At 69.1% G+C, this 24643-nt stretch carries 22 protein-coding genes and 1 pseudogene; 9 read left to right on the forward strand and 14 right to left on the reverse strand.

Annotated elements, in window-relative coordinates; translation table 11 throughout:
* Positions 1–255 (reverse strand): annotated as a pseudogene (locus RJ05_RS11065) (histidinol-phosphate transaminase); the annotation flags it as partial.
* Positions 256–796: 541 nt separating this feature from the next.
* Here RJ05_RS11065 and RJ05_RS11070 point away from each other — a divergent pair.
* Positions 797–1984: a lipase family protein gene (locus RJ05_RS11070; protein WP_081597279.1), complete on the forward strand. Its 1188-nt coding sequence runs from the start codon at positions 797–799 to the stop codon at positions 1982–1984.
* A 268-nt stretch (positions 1985–2252) separates the two neighbouring features.
* Entirely contained in the window at positions 2253–3557 is a 1305-nt protein-coding gene (locus RJ05_RS11075) for a DUF1254 domain-containing protein (RefSeq protein ID WP_036536503.1), read from the forward strand.
* A 24-nt stretch (positions 3558–3581) separates the two neighbouring features.
* Here the strand turns inward: RJ05_RS11075 and RJ05_RS11080 are convergent, their stop codons facing one another.
* The 3 genes from RJ05_RS11080 to RJ05_RS11090 form a co-directional block, all read right to left on the reverse strand.
* The gene (locus RJ05_RS11080) at positions 3582–4649 is read right to left on the reverse strand and encodes a hemolysin family protein (protein WP_036536505.1); all 1068 of its coding nucleotides are present in this window, start codon (positions 4647–4649) and stop codon (positions 3582–3584) included.
* On the reverse strand, positions 4639–6018 hold the full coding sequence (locus tag RJ05_RS11085; protein ID WP_036536554.1) for a hemolysin family protein: 1380 nt from the start codon (positions 6016–6018) through the stop codon (positions 4639–4641). The genes RJ05_RS11080 and RJ05_RS11085 overlap by 11 nt, the downstream gene beginning before the upstream one ends.
* A gap of 242 nt (positions 6019–6260) precedes the next feature.
* Entirely contained in the window at positions 6261–7700 is a 1440-nt protein-coding gene (locus RJ05_RS11090) for a GuaB1 family IMP dehydrogenase-related protein (RefSeq protein WP_036536507.1), read from the reverse strand.
* A 178-nt stretch (positions 7701–7878) separates the two neighbouring features.
* On the opposite strand from RJ05_RS11090, the gene RJ05_RS11095 reads away from it, so the two are divergent.
* Positions 7879–8301: a PPOX class F420-dependent oxidoreductase gene (locus tag RJ05_RS11095; RefSeq protein WP_036536509.1), complete on the forward strand. Its 423-nt coding sequence runs from the start codon at positions 7879–7881 to the stop codon at positions 8299–8301.
* A 99-nt stretch (positions 8302–8400) separates the two neighbouring features.
* Here RJ05_RS11095 and RJ05_RS11100 read toward each other — a convergent pair whose 3' ends face one another.
* The 6 genes from RJ05_RS11100 to RJ05_RS11125 all read right to left on the reverse strand — a co-directional run bounded on the left by RJ05_RS11100 (position 8401) and on the right by RJ05_RS11125 (position 14203).
* Positions 8401–9741 (reverse strand): DEAD/DEAH box helicase, encoded by a 1341-nt coding sequence (locus RJ05_RS11100; protein WP_036536511.1) that lies wholly within the window; start codon positions 9739–9741, stop codon positions 8401–8403.
* On the reverse strand, positions 9734–10672 hold the full coding sequence (locus RJ05_RS11105; RefSeq protein WP_036536514.1) for a M56 family metallopeptidase: 939 nt from the start codon (positions 10670–10672) through the stop codon (positions 9734–9736). Before RJ05_RS11105 ends, RJ05_RS11100 begins: the two co-directional genes overlap by 8 nt.
* A 47-nt stretch (positions 10673–10719) precedes the next feature.
* Entirely contained in the window at positions 10720–11109 is a 390-nt protein-coding gene (locus RJ05_RS11110) for a BlaI/MecI/CopY family transcriptional regulator (RefSeq protein WP_036536516.1), read from the reverse strand.
* A gap of 78 nt (positions 11110–11187) precedes the next feature.
* A complete protein-coding gene (locus RJ05_RS11115; RefSeq protein ID WP_051016429.1) occupies positions 11188–12057 on the reverse strand; it encodes an ABC transporter ATP-binding protein in 870 nt (289 codons plus the stop codon).
* Entirely contained in the window at positions 12054–13160 is a 1107-nt protein-coding gene (locus RJ05_RS11120) for a FecCD family ABC transporter permease (RefSeq protein ID WP_036536519.1), read from the reverse strand. Before RJ05_RS11120 ends, RJ05_RS11115 begins: the two co-directional genes overlap by 4 nt.
* Positions 13157–14203 (reverse strand): FecCD family ABC transporter permease, encoded by a 1047-nt coding sequence (locus RJ05_RS11125; RefSeq protein ID WP_036536522.1) that lies wholly within the window; start codon positions 14201–14203, stop codon positions 13157–13159. Before RJ05_RS11125 ends, RJ05_RS11120 begins: the two co-directional genes overlap by 4 nt.
* Before the next feature lie 107 nt (positions 14204–14310).
* Between RJ05_RS11125 and RJ05_RS11130 the strand changes: the two genes are divergently transcribed.
* Positions 14311–15024 carry a hypothetical protein gene (locus tag RJ05_RS11130; RefSeq protein ID WP_036536524.1) on the forward strand — a complete coding sequence of 238 codons (714 nt, stop codon included), beginning with the start codon at positions 14311–14313 and terminating at the stop codon, positions 15022–15024.
* A gap of 104 nt (positions 15025–15128) precedes the next feature.
* On the opposite strand, the gene RJ05_RS11135 is transcribed toward RJ05_RS11130, so the two are convergent.
* Positions 15129–15539 (reverse strand): nuclear transport factor 2 family protein, encoded by a 411-nt coding sequence (locus RJ05_RS11135; protein WP_036536526.1) that lies wholly within the window; start codon positions 15537–15539, stop codon positions 15129–15131.
* Positions 15540–15736: 197 nt separating this feature from the next.
* Here RJ05_RS11135 and RJ05_RS11140 point away from each other — a divergent pair, with 197 nt between their 5' ends.
* The 3 genes from RJ05_RS11140 to RJ05_RS11150 all read left to right on the forward strand — a co-directional run bounded on the left by RJ05_RS11140 (position 15737) and on the right by RJ05_RS11150 (position 19953).
* Positions 15737–16864 (forward strand): PucR family transcriptional regulator, encoded by a 1128-nt coding sequence (locus tag RJ05_RS11140; RefSeq protein ID WP_036536528.1) that lies wholly within the window; start codon positions 15737–15739, stop codon positions 16862–16864.
* A 235-nt stretch (positions 16865–17099) separates the two neighbouring features.
* The gene (locus tag RJ05_RS11145) at positions 17100–17489 is read left to right on the forward strand and encodes a PaaI family thioesterase (protein WP_085996200.1); all 390 of its coding nucleotides are present in this window, start codon (positions 17100–17102) and stop codon (positions 17487–17489) included.
* 259 nt (positions 17490–17748) lie between these two features.
* On the forward strand, positions 17749–19953 hold the full coding sequence (locus RJ05_RS11150; protein ID WP_051016430.1) for an MMPL family transporter: 2205 nt from the start codon (positions 17749–17751) through the stop codon (positions 19951–19953).
* Between the two features lie 54 nt (positions 19954–20007).
* On the opposite strand, the gene RJ05_RS11155 is transcribed toward RJ05_RS11150, so the two are convergent.
* Complete coding sequence (locus RJ05_RS11155) at positions 20008–20772, reverse strand: SDR family oxidoreductase (protein WP_036536532.1); 765 nt, start codon at positions 20770–20772, stop codon at positions 20008–20010.
* 262 nt (positions 20773–21034) lie between these two features.
* On the opposite strand from RJ05_RS11155, the gene RJ05_RS11160 reads away from it, so the two are divergent.
* Together RJ05_RS11160 and RJ05_RS11165 are read left to right on the forward strand one after the other, a co-directional pair.
* Positions 21035–22666, forward strand: coding sequence for an ABC-F family ATP-binding cassette domain-containing protein (locus RJ05_RS11160; RefSeq protein ID WP_036536535.1), 1632 nt, complete (start codon positions 21035–21037; stop codon positions 22664–22666).
* A gap of 81 nt (positions 22667–22747) precedes the next feature.
* Positions 22748–22993: a helix-turn-helix domain-containing protein gene (locus tag RJ05_RS11165; protein ID WP_048834140.1), complete on the forward strand. Its 246-nt coding sequence runs from the start codon at positions 22748–22750 to the stop codon at positions 22991–22993.
* Positions 22994–23051: 58 nt separating this feature from the next.
* Here the strand turns inward: RJ05_RS11165 and RJ05_RS11170 are convergent, their stop codons facing one another.
* Positions 23052–24014, reverse strand: a complete 963-nt coding sequence (locus tag RJ05_RS11170; RefSeq protein WP_232052078.1) for an MvdC/MvdD family ATP grasp protein — start codon at positions 24012–24014, stop codon at positions 23052–23054.
* An 11-nt stretch (positions 24015–24025) separates the two neighbouring features.
* Positions 24026–24475 carry a hypothetical protein gene (locus RJ05_RS11175; RefSeq protein ID WP_036536538.1) on the reverse strand — a complete coding sequence of 150 codons (450 nt, stop codon included), beginning with the start codon at positions 24473–24475 and terminating at the stop codon, positions 24026–24028.
* Between the last annotated feature and the right edge of the window lie 168 nt (positions 24476–24643).

Here is a 24643-nt window from a genome sequence, read left to right on the forward strand (position 1 = left end):
GTCCGCGCTCACCTCGACGCCGGTCCGGCGCGTCACGTAGGCGGCGAGATCGGCGCGTAAGGCGAGCGCGTCGCGGTCGGGGTAGCGGTGCAGCTCGGCGGCAACGGCGCGGATGGCGGCCAGGAGATCGTCGATCATCGCCGTCGAGGGTGGATGTGGACTCTCGTTGGTGTTCAACCGCACGGCGATGTCGTGTTGCGGCGCGCCGTAGGGCGTATGCCCGCGCAGGCTCTCGCGCAGCGGCAGATCCGCCAACGTGACAGTCGCTGCCTCTGCGGGTACGGAAACTGTGTCTGCGGCAATAGCATCGCTAATGACGGCGACCGGTCTCATGCGGCAAAACCTCTCGAACGTGCTCGACCCGAGTAGCGGACAATGCAATGGTCACAGGTCCTGGTGGTCGCGCAACTGCACCAAGTTTGCGTTACCGCCACCGGTGGGAAATCGGCCTTCCTGCGGGGGCTGAGGGTTGCTGAAACGGGCAGCCGCCCCTCGGATGTGTCCGTGTAGAGCGGGAGCCGATGCCCGCCGGAGTGGGGTGGGCCCGTCGAGAACGGCAGGCGAGGCGAGCGACCCGGTTCTTGTTGTCCATCGGTGTCGCCGCGATAGCCGGTTGTGATCGGCGACAGGAAACGGTTTCGGTTGTGATGGGGGACGGTTTCGGCCGTTATGTTCTGTGCGGCCTCCAGGACCGCACGCGGTCGCGGCCTTCCCCTATTCACTCGGCTGGGTGTAGCGCAACACGAAAGATGTTGCGGCACACCATCGGCCATGCGGTGCTGCTCGAAGGAAAGTCTTGTCCAGATCTGCATTCCGACTACTGACCCTGGTGCTGAGCGTTGTGAGCCTCGGGCTGCTGTGTGCGCCCGCCGGTTCCGAACCGCGATATCCCGACCCCGACCCGGACCCGTTCTACGCCGCACCCGCCGATCTCGCCGCACGCCATCCTGGGGACGTGGTGCGCGTCCGCAAGATCGACACCGGGCTCTACCTCGGGACCGAAGGATGGCAGGTGGCGTTCCGGTCCACCGATTCCGCCGGAGACCCGATCATGGGGATGACCACGGTGCTGATGCCGATCGGGGTGCCGGACCCTCCGCTGGTGTCCTATCAGGCGCTGATCAATTCACTTGGTACGCAGTGCAATCCGTCTCGTTCCCTGTTCAATGGTGAATTGCAGGACGCGATCGGAGCGATGCTGCCGATCGGCCGGGGCTGGGCGATTTCGCTGCCGGACTATCTCGGTCCCAATGTCGCCTATGGTGCGGCGCGGTTGAGTGGCATGGTCACCCTCGACAGCGTCCGGGCTGTCCGGAAGGTCTCCGAGCTGGGGTTGCACGATTCGCCGGTGGCGATCGCGGGCTATTCTGGCGGCGGCATGGCGACGGCCTGGGCGGCCGCGCTCCAGCCGAGCTACGCGCCCGAACTCGAACTCACGGCCGCGGTAGCCGGCGGTATCCCCGCCGACCTGGAGCAGATGGCGCTCGGCCTGGGTTTCGGACCGCATCCCGGTTTCGGGCTCGCATTCGCCGCGGCCATGGGGCTGGAGCGGGAGTACCCGCAGCGGTTGCCGATCTCCGATCAGCTCAACGACCACGGCCGCTGGTTCCGCGAGTTCACCCACAACGCGTGCCGTCGATTCCTGCTCTTCCACGGTGTGTTCCGTAGCGCGGAGGAGATGGCGGCCTCCAAGAGCCTCATGGACAGCCCCGAGGCGCGTGCGGTGCTGCACGAGAACAGCCTCACTCATTTCGACGGCGTGCCCAGCGCACCGACCTACCTGTGGCACGGCCGCTACGACACGCTGACCCCGTACAGCGCGGTTGCCGCTGCCGCGGACCGCTACTGCCGTGCGGGAGCGCCGGTGCGACTGGCCACCTACGACATCGCCGAACACATGACCGCCGCGGTCGCCGGATTCGCCGATGCCTGGCTCTTTGTCGAAGCCCGCTTCCGCGGCGATCCTCCTCCGAGCGGGTGCTGATCGGCGCGGGACCGTGCGGTCGGCGGTCCCGCGCCGAGTTCACCCCGATCGGGTGAGGTTGCGATGTCGGGTCGCACATACGGTCGATAGCGGCGTCGAACCATACCGGTTCCGTCCCGGAGGCGGTGGCTGCATCGGCTTCGAGCGGCTGAACCGGCGAGCGCCCGGTCAGTGACGACCCGCTGGCATCCCGGCAGCCGGGATCGGCGCCGGGAAACATCGGCACGCTCGACGCTCACCCATGTCGAAGTCGTTGTGATGGAGGATCATGAGCATCTTGGCCGCCGACCTGCGCACACTGAGCCGCGAAGCCTATATCTACCTGTATCCGCTGGTAACCACCGACGAAACGCGCCGACAGCAGACCAACGGCGCGCCCGGATCCAAACCCAGCTTCGGCCCGCCGAATCAGTTCCACCACATCCGTGAGTTCCCGGACGCGGCGTTCCGGACAGTCGTGCGGCCCAACTTCGACACCCTGTACTCCTGTGCCTGGATAGACCTCGACAAAGGCCCGGTCCAGGTGCACGCGCCCGACAGTGGTGATCGCTTCTACATGCTGCCGATGCTCGACGCCTGGACCGATGTGTTCGCCAGCCCGGGCAAGCGCACCACCGGCACCGGTCCCCAGGACTATCTGCTGGTCGGGCCCGGATACCGAGGGAAGCTTCCGCCCGATATCCCGGTCATCCAGGCGCCGACTCCCAATGTCTGGATCATCGCCCGGCCGCAGACCAACGGGCCCGACGACTACGCGGTGGTCAACGCCTTTCAGGACGGTCTCCGGATCATCGATATCGGCGAGCGAGCTCCCTTCGAGCCCGACCCCACCGTCGACAGCAGTGTGGAACCACTGCACGTAGTCGAATCGCTATCCGCCACGGACTTCTTCCGCCGTGCCGCCGCCGCGCTCGCCGTCGATCCGCCGCACCTCACCGACTTCTCCCAACTGTCGCGGATCGAACCGCTCGGCATCGTCCCTGGCCGCCAGTTCGACGCCGCGCGATTCGGAACAGCCGAACTCGACCAGATCGAGGCAGGTGTGGCCGACGCGCGCGCGGCCATCGCCAACGCGCCACGAACGGTCGTGCCGTCCGTCAACGGCTGGGTGACCCTCAATACCGGCGTCTACGGCAACGACTATCTCACCCGTGCGACCATCGCCAAGGCCGGCCTCGGCGCCAACCCGCCGGAAGACGCCATCTATCCGCTCCTGCTCACCGATGCCGAGGGCAACCCTCCCGTGGGCGATTCCGACTACGTCATCCATTTCGACGCCGGTCTCCTGCCGCCGGTCGACGCCTTCTGGTCGATCACGATGTATGACGCCGAAGGATTCCAAACGCCCAACGAACTGAACCGCTTCGCCATCGGCGATCGCGACGAGCTGCGCAACAACCCCGATGGCTCCCTCGATATCCACATCTCACATACCAACCCGGGCCCGGACCACGAATCGAACTGGCTGCCGGCTCCCCTCGGACCGCTGGGTATCACCCTGCGCCTGTACGCACCGCACATCGCGGCACTCGACCGCACGTGGACACCGCCGCCGGTGCGCAAGGTCGGGTGAGCGGCACCGTCGCGCACGGTGCCGCTATTCGATCACCCGGTGCGTCCCGTCGCGGACCGTGCCGACGAACTCCTCCACCAGATCCTCGAGCGCCACGATGCCGACGGTGTTGCCGCGATTGTCGACCACCCGACCGAGGTGGCTGCTGGTGCGGCGCAACCGGGCCAGCGCCTCGTAGAGCGGAGTGCCGGCCAGCACGGTCGGCAGCGGGCGGATATCGGTGCGGGGGATCGGGCTGCTCGGGCCCGCGGTGTCATCGGCGACCAGGTCGAGCACGTCTTTGACGTGCAGGTACCCGACCAGGGAGCCGTCGTCGGCGGACACCGGGTACCGGGAGAATCCGGTTTCGGCGACGGCGGTCTCGATATCGCCGAGGGTGGTGCCGTTGCCACGTAGCGGCACCGTCCTGGTGGTGTCCAACCCGACCATGACATCGCCGACGACGCGCTCGGAGGTACCGAGCGCCTGAGTGAGCCTGCGGTGCTCCTCCTCGTCGAGCAGCCCCTCCGAGCGGGATTCGCCGATCATCTCGGCCAGTTCCACACTGGAGACGGTCGCGTCGAGTTCGTCCTTGGGCTCGATGCGCAGCATCCGCAGCGACAAGTTCGCGGCCAGGTTGTAGGTGGCGATCAGCGGGCGGGCCAGGCGCAGCCACAGCAGGTGGATCGGCACCAGCAGCAGGGCCGTACGTTCGGGCCCGGCCAGGGCGATGTTCTTCGGGATCATCTCGCCGAACAGGATGTGCAGCACCACCACGATGGCCAGTGCGATGGTGAACGCCACCGGATGCAGCAGCTGATCGGGTAATCCGACCAGATGGAAGGGGCCCTCCAGCAGATGCGCGACCGCCGGCTCGCCCACCCGGCCGAGCAGGATCGAGCAGATCGTGATGCCGAGCTGGGCCGCCGCCAGCATCATCGACAGGTTCTCACCCGCTCGGATGACGGTGTGGGCATTGCGTTTCCCTTGTGCGGCAAGGGCTTCCAGCCGGTCGCGGCGCGCGGAGATCAGCGCGAACTCGGCGCCGACGAAGAAGGCATTACCGGCGAGGAGCACGATGGTGAGCGCGACTCCGAACAGATCACCGCCCATGGTCGGCCTCCTGTCCCTCGAGCACGTCGGCGGTCACCGGGATCAGCCGCACCCGGTCCACGCGCCTGCCGTCCATCCGCTCGACTCGGGCCAGCCAGCCGCCCTGCCCGTCGCCCGGATGACGTTGATGCGAGCGCGGATCGGGCAGCACCACGGTGTCGCCGGCTTCCGGAATGCGCCCCAGCCGAATGAGTACGAGCCCGCCGAGCGTTTCGTATTCGCCTTCGGGCGCTTCGTATCCGGTGGCGCGGGAGACCTCGTCGATGCGCAGCAGACCCGAGCAGTCCCAGCCGTCGGAGACCCGCCGCACGTCGCGTTCCTCTTCGTCGTGCTCGTCGCGCACGTCGCCGAGAATCTCCTCGATCACGTCTTCCATGGTGACCAGGCCCGCGGTGCCGCCGTATTCGTCGACCACCAGCGCCACCTGCATGCCGTCGGCGCGGATGCGTTCGAGCACCTCGTCACCGTCGAGGCTGGCGGGCACGATCGGTACCGGCCGGGCCAGCAGATGCAGGGCAAGCCCGCGCCGGGATTCGGCGGGAACGGTGAACGCCTGCTTGACGTGCACCACGCCGAGGGTGTTGTCGAGATCGCCGTCGATCACGGGGAACCGAGAGAAACCGGTGCGGCCCGCGGCGGCGATGAGGTCGGCAATCGTGTCGGATTTGTCGAGCGCTTCGATCTTCACGCGCGGTGTCATCAGTTCCTCGGCACTGCGTTCACCGAATTCCAGCGAGCGGTCCATGACCTGCGCGGTGCGTTGATCGAGGGCGCCGCGCTGGGCGGAGGTGCGCACCAGCGAACCCAGTTCCTGCGGCGACCGTGCCGAGCGCAGTTCTTCGGCTGGCTCCACGCCGAGGCGGCGCACCACCCAGTTGGCGGTGCCGTTGAGGAAATGGATCAACCATTTGAACACCACCGAGAACGCGACCATCGGGCCCGCGGTCATCCGGGCGGTGCCCAGCGGGGCGGCGATGGCGATGTTCTTGGGCACCAGCTCGCCGTAGATCATCGACAGCGAGGTCGCCAGGATCAGCGCCAGCGCCAGCGAGACGCCGCGAGCGGCACTGTCGGCGAGGCCGACGGCCGAGAACACCGGTGTGAGCAGCCGGGCGAGCACCGGTTCGGCGATATAGCCGGTGATCAGCGTGGTGATGGTGATGCCGAGCTGGGCGCCGGACAGCTGGAACGACAGCGTGTGGTGGGCTTTGCGGACCATGCGGGCCCGGACGTCACCGTCGCGCGCGTGCGCTTCGACGGTGCTGCGCTCGAGGGCGGTGAGGGAGAATTCCGCGGCGACGAACAGCGCGGTCCCCGCGGTCAATGCGATGAAACCGATCAGGCTGAGCACGGTGAGCACGACGGACACGGTCAGCACCACCCGGGCCGGTGATGGGCGGGCACGGTCGTGCGTACTGCGGTGAGCTGGACGGCTGCGGGATGGAGGACGCCGGGTTGGTCACCCGGCTCGATAGAGGAGCCCTCCTGTGCGGCGTCCTCGGACGCGGGTGACAACTGGTTCCTTTCGCATGGGGAATCGGGGCCGGCGGTGCCGGCAACCCTTATGCTACCGGCCCACGCGAGTCTCGCGTGGGCCGGTCCGAGGTTGATTCACCAACCGCTGGGCAGTGGCCGGCCTTCGGCGAATCCGGCGGCGGACTGCACACCGAGCACGGCCTTGTCGTGCAGTTCGGCCAGCGAGCGCGCGCCCGCGTAGGTGCAGGCACTGCGCACACCCGAGCAGATGTGGTCGATGAGGTCCTCAACGCCGGGGCGTTCGGGGTCCAGCCGCATCCGCGAACTGGAGATACCTTCCTCGAACAGCGCCTTGCGGGCCCGGTCGAAACCGCTGTCGGCGGCGGTGCGGGCGGCCACAGCACGCTTGGAAGCCATGCCGAAGCTCTCCTTGTAGGCATTGCCGTCACGGTCGATGCGCAGGTCACCGGGGGATTCGTAGGTGCCGGCGAACCAGGAGCCGATCATCACGTTCGATGCGCCGGCGGCCAGCGCGAGGGCGACGTCGCGCGGGTGCCGCACGCCGCCGTCGGCCCAGACGTGCACGCCCAGTTCACGCGCGGCGCTCGCGCATTCGGCCACGGCGGAGAACTGCGGGCGGCCGACGCCGGTCATCATGCGGGTGGTGCACATCGCGCCGGGGCCGACGCCGACCTTGATGATGTCCGCGCCCGCCTCGGCCAGATCCTTGGTGCCCTGCGCCGAGACGGTATTGCCCGCCACCAGCGGCACCCCGAGCCCGAGATCGCTGATGGCGCGCAGGGTTTCGAGCATCTTGACCTGGTGGCCGTGCGCGGTGTCCACGACCAGCAGGTCGGCGCCGGCGTCCACCAGGGCCTTGGCCTTCGCGGGTACGTCACCGTTGATGCCGACGGCGGCGGCGATGCGCAGCTTGTTCTCGGCGTCCACGGCGGGGGCGTAGATGCCGGTGCGGATGGCGCCGGTGCGAGTGAGCACGCCGGCGAGGGTGCCGTCCTCGGCGAGCAGCACGGCCAGGCTCGCGTGCGCGGCCTCGAGCAGGTCGAAGATCTCGCGCGGGGCGGCGGTGACGGGCGCGGTGACGAAATCGGTGGCGGCCACCTCGCGCAGCCGGGCGAAGCGGTCGACGTCGGCGCAGGCGGCCTCGGTGACCACACCGACCGGACGTCCGGTCTCGTCGACCACCACCGCGGCGCCGTGCGCGCGCTTGTGGATCAGCGCGACGGCCTCCGACACCGACTGCTCCGGGCCGAGCGTGACCGGCGTGTCGGCGGTCAGCGAGCGGCTCTTGACGAAGGCGATGGTGTCGGCGGCGGCATTGTTGGGCAGATCCTGCGGCAAGACCACGATGCCGCCGCGCCGGGCCACGGTCTCGGCCATGCGGCGCCCGGCCACGGCGGTCATATTCGCCACGACGATGGGGATGGTGGTGCCCGACCCGTCGGTCGTCGACAGATCGACGTCGAACCGCGACGCCACATCCGTCCGGTTCGGGACGAGGAAGACGTCGTCGTAGGTCAGGTCGTACGGCGGCTGATGTCCAGGGAGAAACTGCACTGCACCGATGGTAATCGCGACGCACGGAACGTGCGCCGTTCCCGGTGCCGGGTGGCGTCGCGACGTCCCTGAGCAGCCGACGCGCTGGCCGGACGGTTGCGCCACGCGGTCGCGTGGGCGATGGTCGATGCGGATTCGCCTCACATGTCCTGTTTGCCCCGAGAAAGCGAGTCGGCCCATGTCGTTCACCGAAGACGAGCTCGCCTATCTGCGGTCCCAGCCGGTTGCCCGGGTGGCCACGCTCGGCGCGGCCGATCAGCCCGACGTCGTTCCGCTGGCGTTCGAGTTCGACGGCACCCACTTCTGGGTCGGCGGAATCGGGGCGTCCGTGCTGGACACGCGTAAGTTCCGCAATATCCGGGCGGGCCGGCGCAAGGTGGCGTTGGTGATCGATGACGTGGTGTCGATGGACCCGTTCATCAGCCGCGCGATCCGGGTCTACGGCGAGGCAGGCGACCCCGTCGAGCGGGTCGGCATGGTAGGGCCGGGCATTTTCGTGCCCATCACACCGACGGTGTCGTGGAGCTGGAACATGGCCGGCGAGCCGGCAGGGGAGAGCTGGTACCCGGCACGGAAGACGGTGCACCGCCGGCCCGAGTGAGCGGCGCGTGGCCGGATGGTCGGGCGAAGGCGCTAGCGCCGAGTTCGCGACGGCTGCCGGCACGTAGTCGGGCCGGCGTGGATCGCGCCGGGCGAATCGTCAGTTTGCGCGGCGGTTGCGGCCTGGCCGGGATCGCGCCGAATTCCCGGTGTGGCGGCGTGGTTTCCCGGGCGTGTCGTGGGGGCGGCCCGGACGTCGCGGCGTCGCCGACCCCGCCGGCGCGGCTGCCGCGGGCGGCGGAATCGGGACGCCCGGCGGCGTGCGGGCGCCGGTCAGGCGACGCAGGAGCCGATCGCCGGGCGCGACGGTCGCCTCGGCGGCCTCGATACCGGCGCGGCGGGTGAGGGCGGCGACCTCGTCGCGCTGGTCCTCGGTGACCAGGGTGACGACCGTCCCGGTCGCGCCCGCGCGGGCGGTGCGGCCGGCGCGGTGCACGTAGTCCTTCGGGTCGGCGGGCGGGTCGACGTGCACCACCAGCGAAATATCGTCGACGTGGAGGCCGCGGGCGGCGACGTCGGTGGCCACGAGCACCGGCACCGTGCCGTCGGCGAACCCGGCCAGCACCCGGTTGCGGCTGTTCTGGGATTTGCCGCCGTGCAGGGCCTGCGCCGCGATGCCGATCTCGCGCAGCCGTCCGGTGAGTTTGTCGGCGCCGTGCTGGGTGCGCACGAACAGCAGAGTGCGGCCCTCGCGCGCCGCGATCTCGGCGATGACCTCGCGTTTGTCGGCCTTGCGCAGATGCAGCAGGTGGTGGGTCGCGGCGGGGGCGGGGACCTCGGCCTCGGGCAGCGGTTCGGCGTGGTGGGTGACGGGATCGCGCAGGTAGCGGTGCACTACCTCGTCCACGGCGTCGTCGAGGGTGGCCGAGAACAACAGATGCTGACTGCCCTCGGGCACCTGGTCGACCAGCGCCCGCACCTGCGGCAGGAAGCCGAGTTCGGCGAGGTGATCGGCCTCATCGATGGCGGTGACGCGCACCGCGTCCAGTGACAGCGCCTGCTGTGCAATCAGGTCGGCGAGGCGGCCGGGCGTGCCGATGAGCACGTCGACGCCGCGGGCCAGGCGCTCGGCCTGGCGTTTGATGGGCAGCCCACCCACGGCGGTCCCGAGCCGAAGACCGAGCGCCAGCGCCGCCGCATCCAGCGCGGCCTCGATCTGCACGGCCAATTCGCGGGTCGGTGCCAGCACCAGTCCGCGCGGCCGTCGCGGCGCCGAGGGCGCACCGGACAGGCGCACCAGCATGGGCAGACCGAAGGCGAGGGTCTTACCGGACCCGGTGGGTGCCCGGCCGAGCACATCACGCCCGGCGAGCACGTCCGGGATGGTCGCCGCCTGGATCGGGAACGGCGTGCGGATTCCTTCGCGGCCCAGCGCGTGCACGAGCACGACCGGAAGCCCGAGCGCGGCGAATGTGGCGGGCGCAGTGGCCGGTTCAGGCACGGAACAGCCGAGTCAGCTCGACCAGCCACGGAATCGCGACGGCCAGCGTCGGCACCACCAGAATGGCGATCGAACCCAGATAGGCCGCGGCAGCGATCTTCACATCGCCGAGCGGCCCGGACAACCGCTGAATCCGGATGAGGGTGCTCGGACCACCCACGGCCAGCGCGCCCTGCGGCGCCGTGGATTTCGAACAGGCCACCAGCGCCCGCGCCAACGGCTTCGGTCCGGTCACCTTGACCGCTGAATCGTCGGCGAGCAGCTCGATCAGCAGCTTCACCGAATCCAGCGCCGACTTGCTGCGCACGAAACGGGGGAAGGCCTCATGGGCCGCGGTGAACGCCTCCAGCACCAGATCATGGCGGGCGCGCAGGTGCGAACGTTCGTGGCTGAGGATCGCGGTGAGTTCACGCTCGTCGAGATTGTCCAGTGTGCCCGCGCTCACCACCACCCGCTGACGCAGCCCTGGCAGGCAGTAGGCGATGGGTTCGGACGCGGCGAGCACCCGGATATCGGCGGCGCGGCGTTCGGGACCGCTCTGGTCCAGCAGATCCACCAGCATGCGGTGGCGGGCCCGTCGGCGGCGGGTATGCACGCCGACCCGGATCGCGGCCCAGATCAGGCGCGCGCCGACCATCAACGTCAACGCGAAGACGAAGACATAGGCCAGCCACAGCGGCAACCCGAGCGCGTCGATCTCGTCGGTGGGCGAGGTGGTGGGCCGCCCGTCCTCGCCGGGCACGAGCAGCTCACTGGCGATCGCCAGTCCGGAACCGAACGCGCTCAGCACGGCGGCCAGCGCGATCGCCTGCCACAGCACCAGTGCGGCCCGGGGGGTGCGGTATGTCCACTTCGACCGGGCGAGCAAGGCTGGGGCAGGCCCCGCGAGAAGCAATGCGAGACCGGCGAAGACCGGCGCGGTTGCGTTCATCGACTCAGCTCACTGCGTTGTGGGGCCAGGGGTCGAAGACACTGCGGTCACGGCGACGGTGCGGTGTCCTCATCTGCTTCGAGCTTAGCGAGTGCCTCGCGCAGCGCCGCAGCCTCGTCCTTGCCGACCTGTTCCACGAAGTGCACCAGGGCGGCGGCCTTGCTGCCGGCTTCCTCGGCCTGCTGCAACGCATCGACCATGAGGCTGGCCACCAGCTCGTCGCGGGTATGCACGGGAGCGTACCGATGGGCGCGGTCATCGCGCCGCTGAACCACCAGGTTCTTCTTCGCCAAACGCTGCAGAACCGTCATCACCGTGGTGTACGCGAGTTCGCGGCGCGCCGACAGCGCTTCGTGTACCTGTCGGACCGTTTGCGGTTCGTCGGCCGACCACAGTTGGTCCATGACCGCTTTCTCGAGTTCACCAAGTCCTGCCATTCCACAATTTTACGGACTCAACGACGCGGATGCGTACTACAGGGTGTCGTAACTGACTGGTAGCTGGTGTGGTATTGGTCATACTCCGTCGGCGGCGGCCTCGGTGGCGACCGGTCCGCCCGCCGTGCCGAGCACATGCCTGGTGCCGATCGGCACGATCATCGGCCGCCCCGACATCGGGTCTTCCAGCACCGTGGCCTCGAGTCCGAACACGTCCCGCAGCAACTCGGCGTCGATGATGTCGGCCGGTGCGCCCTTGGCGATGATGCGGCCGTCGCGCATGACGATCAGCTGGTCGCTGTAGCGGATGGCGAGGTTGAGATCGTGCAGCACCATCACCACCGTGCGGCCGAGCTCGTCGTGCAACCGGTCCACCAGATCCAGCACCTCGAGTGAATGCGCCAGATCGAGGTACGTGGTGGGCTCGTCGAGCAGCAGGATGTCGGTGCCCTGGGCCAAGGCCATGGAGATCCAGGCCCGCTGGCGCTGGCCGCCGGACAGTTCGTCGAGCGATCGGTGCGCCAGATCGGCGATGCCGGTCTGCTCGAGGGCGGTGAGCACCTCGGATTCGTCGGTGGCCGACCACTGCCGGATCCAGGACTGATGCGGATGACGGCCGCGCGCGACCAGATCGGCCACCGTCAGGCCCTCGGGGGCGACCGGCGTCTGCGGCAGCATGCCGACGATGCGGGCGACATCCTTGGTCTTCATCGACGCGATCGCCTTGCCGTCCAGCAGCACCTGCCCGGCGCTGGGCTTCAGCAGTCGGCCCAGCGAACGGAGCAGGGTGGACTTGCCGCAGCCGTTCGGGCCGATCACGGTGGTGATCACGCCGGGGGCGATGTCGAGGTTCAATCCGTCGACGATGACCCGTTCGCCGTAGCCGAGCGTCACGCCGTCGGCGGCCAGCCGATGCGAGCCGTTCTGCGGGGCTTGTCCGGTCTTCACAGCGTGGCCTTCCGGTTCAAACGAATGAGCAACAACAGCAGGAACGGGCCGCCGATGGCCGCGGTCACGATGCCGACGGGCAGTTCGACGGAGAACAGCGTGCGCGAGACGATATCGGCGCCGACTACCAGGATCGCACCGATCACCGCCGAACCGATGAGCGGTTCACCGGGCGTGCGCAACACCCGGCGAGCTATCTGTGGCGCGGCGAGCCCGACGAACGCGACCGGTCCGACCGCGGCGGTGGCCACCGAGGCGCCGATCACCGCCGCCCCGATGAGCACGGCCTGCTGGGTTTGGATCCGCACGCCGAGCACGCGGGTGGTGTCGGTGCCCAGTCGCAGCGCGGCCAGCGTCCGGGCCGACCCGACGGCCACGACGGTGACCACGGCCAGCGCGATCGCGGCGGGAACGAGTTTGGAGTCGTCGGCGGAGTTGAGCGAGCCGGTCAGCCAGAGCTGAGCGCGGGCGGCGTCTTGGAGTTCGGCGCGGGTGAGCAGCCAGTTGATCGCCGACAGCAGCAGCGAGTTCACCCCGACCCCGATGAGCACCAGCCGCATCACCGTCACCCCGCTCCCGCCGAGCGGGTTACGTCCCCAGGCGAGCAGATAGATGACGGCGGCGGTACCGAGCCCGCCGACCATCGCGGCGACGGGGGTGCCGAGCGAGATCGCCCAGCCGGTGGTCGCGCCGCCGGTGCCGACCATCACCGCGACGGCGCCGAGCGCGGCACCGGAGGTGATGCCGAGGAAGTCCGGCGCGGCCAGTGGGTTGTGCAGGATCGACTGGGTGATCGCGCCCGCGATGGCGAGTGCCGCACCGACCACGACGGCCGTCAGGGCGCGCGGCAGCCGAGATTCGAACACGATGAACCGCTGCGAGCGGCTGCCGCCGCCGGCCAGCACCTCGAGCACCTTGCCGAAGCCGAGATCGGTTTCCCCGATGGCGACGTCGAGACAGAACAGGCCGAACAGCGCGACCGCGAGGACGGCGATGATCACGACCATCCGGGGCCGCAGCACCAGCGAGACCGGGCCCCACCGCAGGGCCGGACGCAGCCGCGGTTCGGTGGCGGGTTCGGTCTTGGTCAGCGAGATCGTCATACGCTCACCAGCTTGCGCCGCCGGACCAAGGCGATGAAGAACGGCGCGCCGACCGCCGCGAGCATCACGCCCACCTGGAGTTCGCCCGGTCGGGCGACCACGCGGCCCGCGGTATCGGCGATCAGCAGCACCAGGGCGCCGAACAGGCCCGAATAAGGAATAAGCCAGCGGTTGTCGGGGCCGGTGAACACCCGAGCGATATGCGGGACGACCAGGCCGATGAACGCGATCGGCCCCACGGCGGCGGTCGCGGCGCCGCACAGCAACACCACGGCGGTCAGGCCGAGTGCGCGGCTGCGCCCGATGTGCACTCCGAGACCGCGCGCCACATCATCGCCCAGGCTGAGCAGGTTGAGCCCGGGTGCGGCGATCAGTGCCAGCACCGCGCCGGCGACGAGGAACGGCAGGACCTGCCAGAAGACCTCGGCCCCGCGCCCGGAGACCTCGCCGACCACCCAGAACCGATAGCTGTCGAGGGCGCTGGTGTCGAGGGTGACGATGGCATTGGTCAGGGCCTGCAAGAACGCCGTCACCGCGGCGCCGGCCAGTACCAGGCTCAACGGGCTCGCCGAGCCCGCACCGATCGAGGACGCGCCGAACACGATCAGCCCGGCGATCAGAGTGCCGGCGAAGGCGAACCAGATGTATTGCTCGGGGGCGGTGAACGCGAACAGGTACATGCTCAGCGCCGCGAGGAACGCCGCGCCGGCATTGAGGCCGAGCAGCCCGGCGTCGGCCAGTGGGTTGCGGGTGTAGCCCTGGATCAGCGCACCGGCCATGCCCAGGGCGAGCCCGGTGACCAGGGCGAGGACGGTGCGCGGCAGCCGCAGCCCGCGCACGATCTCTTCCTCGGTGGTCAGGGCAGCGCAGCTGAACGGCCCGTCCGCGCAGGACAGGGCGTGGTCGAGGGCGTCGTAGACGGTGGCCGGGGCCAGCGATCGGGTACCGATCGCGACGCTGGCGATCAGCGTCAGCCCCAGCAGCGCGGTGAGCAGCAGGAGACCGGTGATACGACGCCGCCTCATGGTCGCAAGGGCGGTCACGGCGGCGAAAGACTCCTCACTGTGTTCGACGCAATACTTGCTAGGTCTGGTAAGGCTAACCTATCTTCCGAGTGACACCGCGACGGAGTCCACCCCGAGGAGGTTCGATGCCCGAACTCGCGACCACTGGCACGTTCCGTGCCACCCAGCCGGCCTTCGGGCGCGCCTGTACCCGGCTGCGGGCATTGCAACCGGAGCATCCGCGAGTGTATGCCGTCGCCGCGATGGCCGAACAAGGCAAACGCCGCTGGTGGCGGCTGGCCGACGGGCTGCGTGAGGGCCGGATCGAACTGATGTACCGGCGCCATGCCGCCGAGATGATCAGCGCCGACATCGCCGCGGAAGTCGTTGCCACCGCACTCATTCACGCCGTGCTCGGCCGGGTGGTGGCGCTGTTGGTGGCCGAGGGCAGGGCCTGGGATCCGGGCCTGGAGAACCTCTGGATCCACACCGACAACGACGGTGGCATCGACTGGGCGGGCCTGGTCGACACCACCATCCGCGCGCTCGACGACGATATGCGGCCGGGGGAGCAGGGCGTGGTCGGATTGCCCTGCGAGGAGGCGATGTTCGTCTGGCTGGCCCATCGCTGCGAGCCCTCGCTGACGCTGATCCAGGAGTGCCTGACCCGGTGCTCGGGCCTGAGCGCCCGCCGCTTCTGGGCTCTGGTCGGCGAATCCGTATCGGGCGCCGCGACTTACGTGCCGGATCTGGCGCGCACCGACGCCGCGGCCGGTATGCGTCGGGGCCAGGGCCTGCTCATGGCGCTGGAGGAGCGGGGGCTGCCGGTGCGCCGGGCAACCGGGGCGCTGGTCAGGTAGGTCTGCTCGCCGCGATCATTGCGCGCGTCGGTTGGTGTGGTGCGCCGGGCGGGGCCGCGGCCGCTCGGACTCGCGGCGGAGCCGAGGTGCCCGGCGCACGTCCGCTAACGGGCGGGAGCCGAACGGTCGAGGACTGCCGCACCCACCGCGGCCTGCATCGCGACCCCGTCCACATAGGAGTGCTTTTCCTGCACCGCCCCGTCCTCGACCAGGACGTAGTCCGCGAGGTCGACGGCCACCGGATTGCCGGTCGCCGAGGTGCCACCCAGCTGCCACTGCACCACCCAGAAGTCCTCACCGACCCGCAACGAGACCAGGTGGAAGACCAGGTCCGGGACGAGGGCGAACGTTCCCGCCGCGGCCTGCCGGATCGCGTCCCGGCCCCGGGCCGCTTCCTGGCCCGAATGCAGGTGGAATATCGAGTCCTCGGTATGAAGGGCGACGATCCGGTCGGGGTCGCGGTCGACCCAGCAGGCGTGATAGCGGTCGAATAGGTCGCGGGTCGCGGTGCTCATGGCGATGTACTCCTGTCGGAGGCGGTGGGAGGGCGCGATCGGCGCTCGGGACGGGGATCGGTTGGCCGTCGCCGGAATTCGATGCCGAACGCGGACATCCAGTGTCACCGCTGCCCACCGCCGGTGGCCACGGGCGCAGGCCCCTGCTTCGGGCATTCCCGGTGTGCGCCCGCACAACGGGAATTAGACTCACCCTGGTGAGCTGGGACGTGTCCGCCGGGCCTGCTCCGCTGCTGGCGGGCCTGCGGGCGGACTTGGCCGCGGTGTCCGAAAGGGTCACCGCCAGAATCGAATCCGACGAGCAGGACTACGGCGCCGCCGCGTTGGATCACGACGAACTCACGGCGGTCGTGACCGGCAATATCGCGTCCATGCTCGACGCCATCGCCGGTGTGCCGTATTCCCTCGAACCCGCGCGCCGCACCGGCCGGCTCAAGGCCGAACGCGGGGTCTCGCTGGACAGCCTGTTGCACGCCTACCGTCTCGCCGGATTGGCGTTCTGGGAGATCATCGCCGAACGGGCCGGCCAGGCCGACGGCCCCGCGTTGTCGCGGCTGTCCACGGTCGTATGGGCGACCGTTGACGAGTACTCGGTCGCCGCCGCCGACGCCTATCGGCACCTCGTGGCCGCCGAGGACGAGCGACCCATGCCACGGCTGTTGCGCGCGCTGCTCGATCCAGGACTTCCGGCCACCCGCCGCGCGCGGCTGTGCGAACGGATGGGTCTGCCCGTCCGTGGCGCGTTCGTCATCCTGGTCGGCGAGGTTCGCCTCCAGGTGCCCGGCGTGACGACCGTGCGGACCGTGCTGGCCGACGACCGGGTGACGCTGGTCGCCGCGCGGACTCCCGAGGTCCTCGACGACGCCGTGCGCCGGATGCGATCCCGGGCGGGGGCCAGCAAGCCGTTCGACGATCTCGCCGCCGCGCCCGCCGCACTCGAGCAGGCTCGGCTGGCGTTTCGCTGCCTGGGCCCGGACGATGCCGGCGTCCACCGGTACGCATCCTCACCGGCGCGCGCCCTGATCGCCGCCCACCCCGAACTCGCCACCGATGTCCTCTCCGACACGTTGACCGCGTTCGACGGACTCCGGCCCGACGACGCCGACGATCTCGTACGCACCCTGTCGGCCTGGTTCGAACTCGCGGGATCGACCGCAGCGGTCGGGCAGCGCCGGCACCTGCACCGCAATACGGTCCTGCACCGGCTCAAGCGGGTGGAGAAGCTCACCGGCATCACGCTGGCGGTACCGGCCGATGCCGCCCTGCTGTATCTGGCCGTGCAGGCCCGGCTGCTCCGGCCGACCGGCAACGGGTTGCTCAGTTAGGTAAGCCTGACCTATACTCGGATCCGGCGTACGGATCGAGCGAGCGTCCCGAGGGCTGCGGTGACCCCCGATCCATTGCCGCGACGGGCTCCACCCCGGTGGAGCCCGTCGCTCTGTTTCCGCCCGCGGAAGGGGATGTGCCACGAACCGCCGCGAACAGTGGTGTAAAGGTGGATCCATGACCCAACAGCAGACCCAGCCGCCCGCCTCGCTGGCCGATATCACCCCCGAGCTGATGACGAAATACAGCGAAGGCACCTTCACCGACCTGATCGGCCTGCGCTACACCGCCGTCGGCCCGGATCTGGTGCGCGGCGAATGGGAGGTCACCCCCAAGCTGCACCAGCCCGCGGGTATCCAGAACGGCGGCGTGCTGTGCACCGTCATCGAATCGCTGGCCAGCGTCGGCGGCGGCGTCTGGTACGGCGAGCGCGGCAATGTGGTCGGCGTGAACAACAGCACCGACTTCCTGCGCGCGGTCCGCGAAGGCACCCTCACCGGCGAGGCCACCCCGCTGCATCAGGGCAGGCTCCAGCAACTGTGGCAGGTCGTGGTCACCGACGAGACCGGACGGCTGGTCGCGCGCGGTCAGGTGCGGTTGCAGAACCTGCCCCATCAGTCCTGATCCACGCCGCGCCTTCCGTGCGAGCAAGCGCCTGCGTCGGGCCGCCCACCGGGACTTGTCGGTCCGGCTAACGTCCAGCGATCGCGGTGCGGCGCTGACGCGCGCGTGGAAGCTCTTCTCGCTCAGCGGCTTTACCGCGCGAGTTGTTACGATCGCGCGGGCGTCGGCCGCGACGCCCGGTGGCCGTTGTCACCCGACGTCGACGTGAAATCGGTAGCGCCCGACCGGGCGCGGCCGCGCGGGAGTGAGGGAAAACGCTGTGTTCGGACTGACCAGGCGGCGCAGCCGGCAGATTCTGGCCGTGTTCGCGGTGCTCGCACTGGCCATGGGAATGCTGAGCTCGACCCTGTTCGACAAGGTGCAGGGCGGCGGATATATCGCCCCCGACAGCGAATCCAGCAAAGCCACCGAGGCGCTGGCCGACGAATTCGGGCAGGCCCCGCCCAACCTGGTTCTGCTGGTGCAGGCCGACCGGCCCATCGACGACGACGAGGTCGCCACCGCCGCGACCGAGCTCGTCGACCAGCTGAAGGGTGAAACCGGAGTCACCGGCGTCGCTTCCTACTGGACCGACAAGACGCCCGCCTTGCGCAGCGCCGACGGACGCAAGGGCCTGATCGTGGCCAGCATCCTCGGCGACGAAGCCGAGGTCGACCGCCGGGTCGGCGATATCGCCGAACGCTTCGAGGGCAGCCACGGCCCGGTCGAGGTCCGCATCGGCGGCTACGCCATGCTGTTGCGCGAAACCGTGCAGCAAAGCGAAAAAGACGTGGTGATGGGCGAATCCATCGCCTTCCCGATCACGCTCATCGCGCTGCTGTTCGTCTTCGGCGGCCTCGTCGCGGCCAGTCTGCCGCTGGTGGTCGCCATGGTCACGGTGATGATCACCATGGGCACCCTGTGGCTGATCGCGCTGGTCACCGATCTGGCCGCCACCGCGACCAACGTCGCCACCCTGCTCGGGCTCGGTCTCGCCATCGACTACAGCCTGCTGATGATCAACCGGTTCCGTGACGAACTGGTCGCCGGCACCGATCCGGGTCCCGCGGTCGCGGCCACCATGCGCTCGGCCGGTCGCACCGTGGCCTTCTCCGCCGCTACCGTCGCTGTCGCGCTGTCGGGGCTGCTGTTCTTCCCGCTGCTCGCGGTGCGATCGATGGGTTATGCCGGGCTGGCCGTGGCGCTGATCGCCGCGACCGTCTCGCTGACGGTGCTGCCCGCGATTCTGTATCTGGTCGGCACCCGCATCGACAAGGGCCAGCTCGGCTGGTTCTTCCGGGCGCCGCGGCCCGCGCCCGGCGAAGGTTTCTGGCATCGCCTGGCCACCGCGGTCATGCGCAGGCCCGTGCCGATCGGACTGGCCGTCGCGGCGCTGCTGCTCGTGCTCGGAGCGCCGTTCCTCGGTATCAAACTCGGCTTCCCCGACGAACGTTCCCTGCCGGAGTCGATGAACAACCGTCAGGTGACCGAGGCGATCCAGCGCGATTTCACCGTCACCGAGCAGAGCGGGCTGTTCATCGTGCTGCCCGAGGACAAGTCCGGCCTCGACCCCTACGCCCGCCGGATCTCCGATATCGACTACGTCCAGCGGGTGGACACCGCGACCGGCAGCTACGCCCACGGCGGCCTGCTGGCCCCGGCGTCGGAGGTGCACGAACAGTTCGCCACCGACTCCGCCGCCTACCTGTCGGTGGTGCCCGACACGACCGACCCGGATGTGCTGGATCGGATCGTCGACGACGTGCGCGCGGTCGAGGCGCCCTCGGCGGTCCTGGTCGGCGGTGTCGCGGCCGCCAATGCCGACGCCATCGACGAAGTGATCTCGACCCTGCCGATCGCACTCGGCTTCGTCATCCTGGTGATGCTGGTGGTGCTGTTCCTGCTCACCGGCAGCGTGGTGCTGCCGCTACTGGCGGTCGTGCTCAGCTTCCTCAGCCTCACCGCGACCTTCGGCGCGCTGGTCTGGATCTTCCAGGATGGGCACCTGTCCGGCCTGCTCGACTTCACCGTCACCGGCGATCTGCCCGCCACCGTGCCGGTCATGCTGTTCGGTGTCGCCTTCGGCCTGGCCATGGACTACCAGGTCTTCCTGCTGGCCCGAATTCGCGAGGAATACGACCAGACCGGCAAGAACGAGGTCGCCATCGCGGTGGGCCTGGAACGCATCGGCCGGATCGTCACCGCGGCCGCGGTACTGATCTCGCTGGTGTTCCTCGGCTTCCTCGCCTCCGACATCACCTTCATGAAAGCATTCGGCATCGGGCTGCCGCTGGCGGTGCTGGTGGACGCGACACTCGTGCGCGGATTCCTGCTGCCGGCGGCGATGAAGGTGCTCGGCGACTGGAACTGGTGGGCCCCGGGACCGCTGCGCCGCCTGCACGAGCGGTACGGCCTGGACGAGGGCCCGTCGCTGCCGGCGACGCCGGTGGACAAGGACGACTGGCGCCAGCCCGTCGGGGTCTGAACATGACGGTGGTGTCCGCGAACCCGCGGACACCACCGAGCTTTTCCGGACCTGTCAGATGCCGCCGGTCGAGAGCAGACCGCCGTCGACGCGCACGGTTTCGCCGGTGATCCAACCGGATTCCTCCGACACCAGGAACCCGATCAGCCGCGCTACATCCTCGGGCGCACCCAGTCGCTTCAACGGATACACCTTCGCGGCGGCCTCTTCATCGGCCGAGTAGAGCGCATCGGCGAAGGAGGTCTTGACCACGCCGGGCGCGACCGCGTTCACCCGGATCTTCGGGCCCAGCTGCCAGGCCAGTTCCTCGGTGAGCCGGATGAGCGCGGCCTTGGACGCGCCGTAGGCGGCGATCACACCGGTCGAGCGGATACCGGCCACGCTGGCCACATTCACCACCGCACCGCCGTGCTCACCCATCCAGGCCCGGTAGGCCTGCTGGATGTAGCCGAGGGCGGCGACCACGTTGACGTCGAAGATCTTGCGGACGGCGTCCAGATCGGCGTCCATCAGGGAGCCGTAGACCGGGTTGATGCCGGTGTTGTTGATCAGGATGTCGAGCGAACCGAATTCGGTCACCGCGCGTTCCACCGCGGCAGCGCGTGCGTCGGCGTCGCCGGAGTTGCCCGCCAGCGCCACTACCTCACCCTGATGGCCGAGTTCACGCAGCTGCGCGGCCGCCTGCTCCAGCGGTTCCGCCTTGCGCGCGGTGATCAGCACGTTCGCACCCCGGCGCAGCAGCTCGGCGGCCACCGCGTGCCCGATTCCACGGCTGGCTCCGGTGACCAGCGCGCTCTTGCCCAACAGATCCGTAGTCATGTGATGTCACGTTACTTCAGTCGCTGGCCGTGCGGCGTCCGACCGGTGGCCGCCTCCGTCGCGACCGTCGAGCCGGGTGCAGGCGACGGTCCAGGCGGTCCGGGTAAGAGCAGATCGCCATGACCATGCGCGGGGGAGGGTAACGCCTCTCACGTCCGCCGGGTGTCCGGAGTGGGCCGCGCGGCAGGTAAAATCGGTGGTTCTTGTGCGCATCACATCGCACAATCGAGCAGCATCCCCACCACGCGCCTAGGAGACATCTGTGATCACCGCGACCGACCTGGAGGTCCGGGCCGGAGTCCGCACACTGCTGTCGGCCCCAGGGCCGGCCCTGCGCGTGCAGGCGGGCGACCGGATCGGGCTGGTCGGGCGCAACGGCGCGGGCAAGACCACCACGCTGCGCATCCTGGCGGGTGAGGGGGAACCCTACGCGGGCAAGATCCTGCGCTCGAGCGATATCGGCTATCTGCCGCAGGACCCGCGCGAAGGCAATCTCGATGTGCTCGCCCGCGACCGGGTGCTGTCGGCGCGCGGCCTGGACACGCTGATCCGCGATATGGAAAAGCAGCAGGCGCTGATGGCCGAGGTGGCCGACGAGGCCGAGCGCGATCGCGCGGTGCGCAAGTACGGCCGGCTCGAGGAGCGGTTCTCGGCGCTGGGCGGTTACGTCGCCGAGAGCGAGGCCGCGCGTATCTGCAACAGCCTCGGACTGCCGGATCGGGTGCTCGGCCAGGCGCTGCGCACGCTGTCGGGTGGCCAGCGGCGCCGCATCGAGCTGGCGCGCATCCTGTTCGCCGCCTCCGACGGCAGCGGCGGCCGCTCCGACACCATCCTGCTGCTCGACGAGCCGACCAACCACCTCGACGCCGACTCCATCACCTGGCTGCGTGGGTTCCTGCAGAACCACGAGGGCGGGCTGATCGTGATCAGCCACGATGTCGAACTGCTCGCCGACGTCGTGAACAAGGTCTGGTTCCTGGACGCGGTGCGCGGTGAGGCCGATGTCTACAACATGGGCTGGCACAAATACCTCGACGCTCGGGCCACCGACGAACAACGTCGTCGTCGCGAGCGCGCCAACGCCGAGAAGAAGGCCTCGGCGTTGCGCGCCCAGGCAGCCAAACTCGGCGCCAAGGCCACCAAAGCCGTTGCCGCGCAGAACATGGTCAAACGCGCCGAACGGCTGATGTCGGAACTCGACGAGGTGCGCGTGGCCGACAAGGTCGCGCGGATCAAGTTCCCCGAGCCGGCGGCCTGCGGCAAGACCCCGCTGATGGCGGAGAACCTGACCAAGGTCTACGGCTCGCTGGAGATCTTCACCGGCGTCGACCTGGCCATCGACCGCGGCAGCCGGGTCGTCGTGCTCGGCCTCAACGGTGCGGGCAAGACCACGCTGCTGCGGTTGCTCGCCGGGGTGGAGAAGCCCACCGCGGGCGGGCTGGTCGCCGGGCACGGGCTGAAGGTCGGCTACTTCGCCCAGGAACACGACACCCTCGACGACAACGCGACGGTATGGGAGAACATCCGGCACGCGGCCCCCGACGCCGGCGAACAGGATCTGCGCGGCCTACTCGGCGCGTTCATGTTCACCGGCCCACAGCTCGAACAGCCCGCCGGCACCCTGTCCGGCGGTGAGAAGACCAGGCTGGCGCTGGCCGGTCTGGTGTCGTCGGCGGCGAATGTGCTGTTGCTCGACGAGCCGACCAACAACCTCGACCCGATCTCGCGCGAGCAGGTGCTCGACGCGCTGCGCACCTACGCGGGGGCCGTCGTGCTGGTCACCCACGACCCGGGCGCGGCCGAAGCGCTGGCGCCCGAGCGGGTGATCCTGCTGCCGGACGGCACCGAGGACCACTGGTCGGCCGAATATCTGGAACTGATTCAGCTCGCGTGATTTTCATCACCGGTTTCCGTTGATCACGGCCTCCGGAGTGCTTAGCCTGGAATGACGCTGCTCGGCGACTCGGAGGAAGCCATGAGCGACAGGCCGGCACACAGAGCCACATCGGGAAAGACCACCCTGGGTAAGGGCACACGCGTCACAGGAAAGTCGCGCGACCGCCTGCAATCGCAGTTGAAGAAGCAATACGAGGCGGGCGCGAGCATTCGCTCCTTGGCGCGCGCGACCGGCCGCTCCTACGGCTTCATTCACAACGTGCTCGTGGAGTCGCATGTGCAGCTCCGCAGCCGTGGTGGGGCCAATCGGCGCAAAGCCCAGTAACCACACCGAGACGCTGCCGCGCACCCGCGGTGCCGCGGCGTCTACCGGTGCGCGCACCTCAGCGTTCGGCGACCGCACCATCGCCGAGGACCAGCAGGTTGGCCAGGCTGGTGAAGATGGGCAGCCCGGTTTTGATCTCCAGGTAGGCGAACTGGCCCTGCGGGTTGACCTCGAGGAAGTAGTACTCGCCGTCCACGCCGAGACGCAGGTCCAGTACGCCGAAGCTCAGGCCGAGCGCACCCATGAGGATCGCCAGCGATTTGCTCACCGAGGCGGGCAGCTGATCCGGGGCGAACTCGACCGAGGTGTCCAGCCGCGAATCGACGTGGCCGGCACCGGCCTGGGAATCGATGCGCACCGTCCAGGCCACCCCGTCGACCCACACCACCCGTAGATCGCACCGGGCGACGATGTAGTCCTGGAAGATGGTCGGCGCGCTGCGGATGCCGGCGAGCCTGGCCAGATCGGATTCGCCGACGATCCTGGTCTCGGCGAATTCGGCCCTGCTGGTGCCGGTGCGTTTGTAAACCACTGCGCCGGGACGTGATTCGATGAAACTGCGGGCTTCGTCCGGATCGTTGGTGATCAGTGTCTCCGGGATCGCGAACCCGGCCCGGTGGGCGGTCTCGAGCTGGACGATCTTGCGGTTGGCGGTGCGATCGTTGCCCGGGTCGTTGACCCACAGTGCGGGGATCGACCACAGCAGGCCCTGGATGAAGCCATCGCATTCGGCCTGCCGGAAGGCGTCGTCGGTGGCGCGCACGCCTGCGGGCACCTGGCTCGGATGCGGGCGCCGCCACCACACCGAGCGCACCTCGTCGAGGCCGATGAGGTGCGACATCGACCGTGAGGTGCCGAGCCGGTCGAGCCGGAAACTTCCGGACTCGCGCGGGAAATCACGCAGGTCCAACTGAATCGGGTTGACGCCGTGCTGTTCTCGCAGCGTCACCGCCATGGCGGTCGCGTGCAGGTCGTCGGATTCGGAGACGATCAATACCGAACCCGTCCGGGGAGCGGCCACCTGCCCGCCGCTCAGTCGAGGCTGTCGCAGTTGATGCCGTCGTCGCTGCCCGCGTGCGATTTCGTCTGGCAATAGGTGAATGTCGCGCCGGTGCCCGGTGCGTCGAGCAGTTGGAGTTCATCGGCCCAGGACTCGGTGAGCTCACGTAGTAGGTCGTCGCCGAAGGCCGGTGACGGTGGCGCGGCCAGCGTCATGGGCCGGTCGACGACGTCGATGCGCAGCCTGCGGGTGAAGTCGGCGGTGGCGCCCGGGCGGATGTCGACCAGCACCGGACGCCCCGGCGCGGCAGCGGTTGCGTCGGATTCCAGTACCCGCAGCACATCGGCGCGCCGGAAGGTCCACGTTCCCTCGGCCACCCGGACGGTGATATCGCGTTCCGACTGGGCCACGAGCATGCCCTGCAGTGCGGGAACCCGATCACCGGTCGCCGCGGCGCCGGGGAAGTGGATGGCATCGGTCATGGTGGAAACTCCGATCTGCTCACGATTTGCCAGGACCCCCGAGCGTGCTCTGGATCATATCGCGTGCGGGGTTGTCCACGGCCCGGATCGCGAGATTTACCGCGGCTCCGGCACACCGGAATTGCGCGCGGGAACCGCTAGCGCCGAAAGATTTTCGGTGCGGTGCCG

This window comes from Nocardia cyriacigeorgica NBRC 100375 (genome assembly GCF_000308555.1).
GTDB lineage: Bacteria > Actinomycetota > Actinomycetes > Mycobacteriales > Mycobacteriaceae > Nocardia > Nocardia cyriacigeorgica.

What these genes read in the sequence shown, in the direction of transcription:
- RJ05_RS11095 (WP_036536509.1), top strand. Translation starts at nt 7,879, where the DNA reads ATGTCGTTCACCGAAGACGAGCTCGCCTATCTGCGGTCCCAGCCGGTT.
- RJ05_RS11120 (WP_036536519.1), bottom strand. Translation starts at nt 13,160, where the DNA reads ATGACGATCTCGCTGACCAAGACCGAACCCGCCACCGAACCGCGGCTG.
- RJ05_RS11155 (WP_036536532.1), bottom strand. Translation starts at nt 20,772, where the DNA reads ATGACTACGGATCTGTTGGGCAAGAGCGCGCTGGTCACCGGAGCCAGC.
- RJ05_RS11175 (WP_036536538.1), bottom strand. Translation starts at nt 24,475, where the DNA reads ATGACCGATGCCATCCACTTCCCCGGCGCCGCGGCGACCGGTGATCGG.
- RJ05_RS11165 (WP_048834140.1), top strand. Translation starts at nt 22,748, where the DNA reads ATGAGCGACAGGCCGGCACACAGAGCCACATCGGGAAAGACCACCCTG.
- RJ05_RS11130 (WP_036536524.1), top strand. Translation starts at nt 14,311, where the DNA reads ATGCCCGAACTCGCGACCACTGGCACGTTCCGTGCCACCCAGCCGGCC.
- RJ05_RS11145 (WP_085996200.1), top strand. Translation starts at nt 17,100, where the DNA reads ATGACGAAATACAGCGAAGGCACCTTCACCGACCTGATCGGCCTGCGC.
- RJ05_RS11105 (WP_036536514.1), bottom strand. Translation starts at nt 10,672, where the DNA reads ATGAACGCAACCGCGCCGGTCTTCGCCGGTCTCGCATTGCTTCTCGCG.
- RJ05_RS11075 (WP_036536503.1), top strand. Translation starts at nt 2,253, where the DNA reads ATGAGCATCTTGGCCGCCGACCTGCGCACACTGAGCCGCGAAGCCTAT.
- RJ05_RS11080 (WP_036536505.1), bottom strand. Translation starts at nt 4,649, where the DNA reads ATGGGCGGTGATCTGTTCGGAGTCGCGCTCACCATCGTGCTCCTCGCC.
- RJ05_RS11135 (WP_036536526.1), bottom strand. Translation starts at nt 15,539, where the DNA reads ATGAGCACCGCGACCCGCGACCTATTCGACCGCTATCACGCCTGCTGG.
- RJ05_RS11110 (WP_036536516.1), bottom strand. Translation starts at nt 11,109, where the DNA reads ATGGCAGGACTTGGTGAACTCGAGAAAGCGGTCATGGACCAACTGTGG.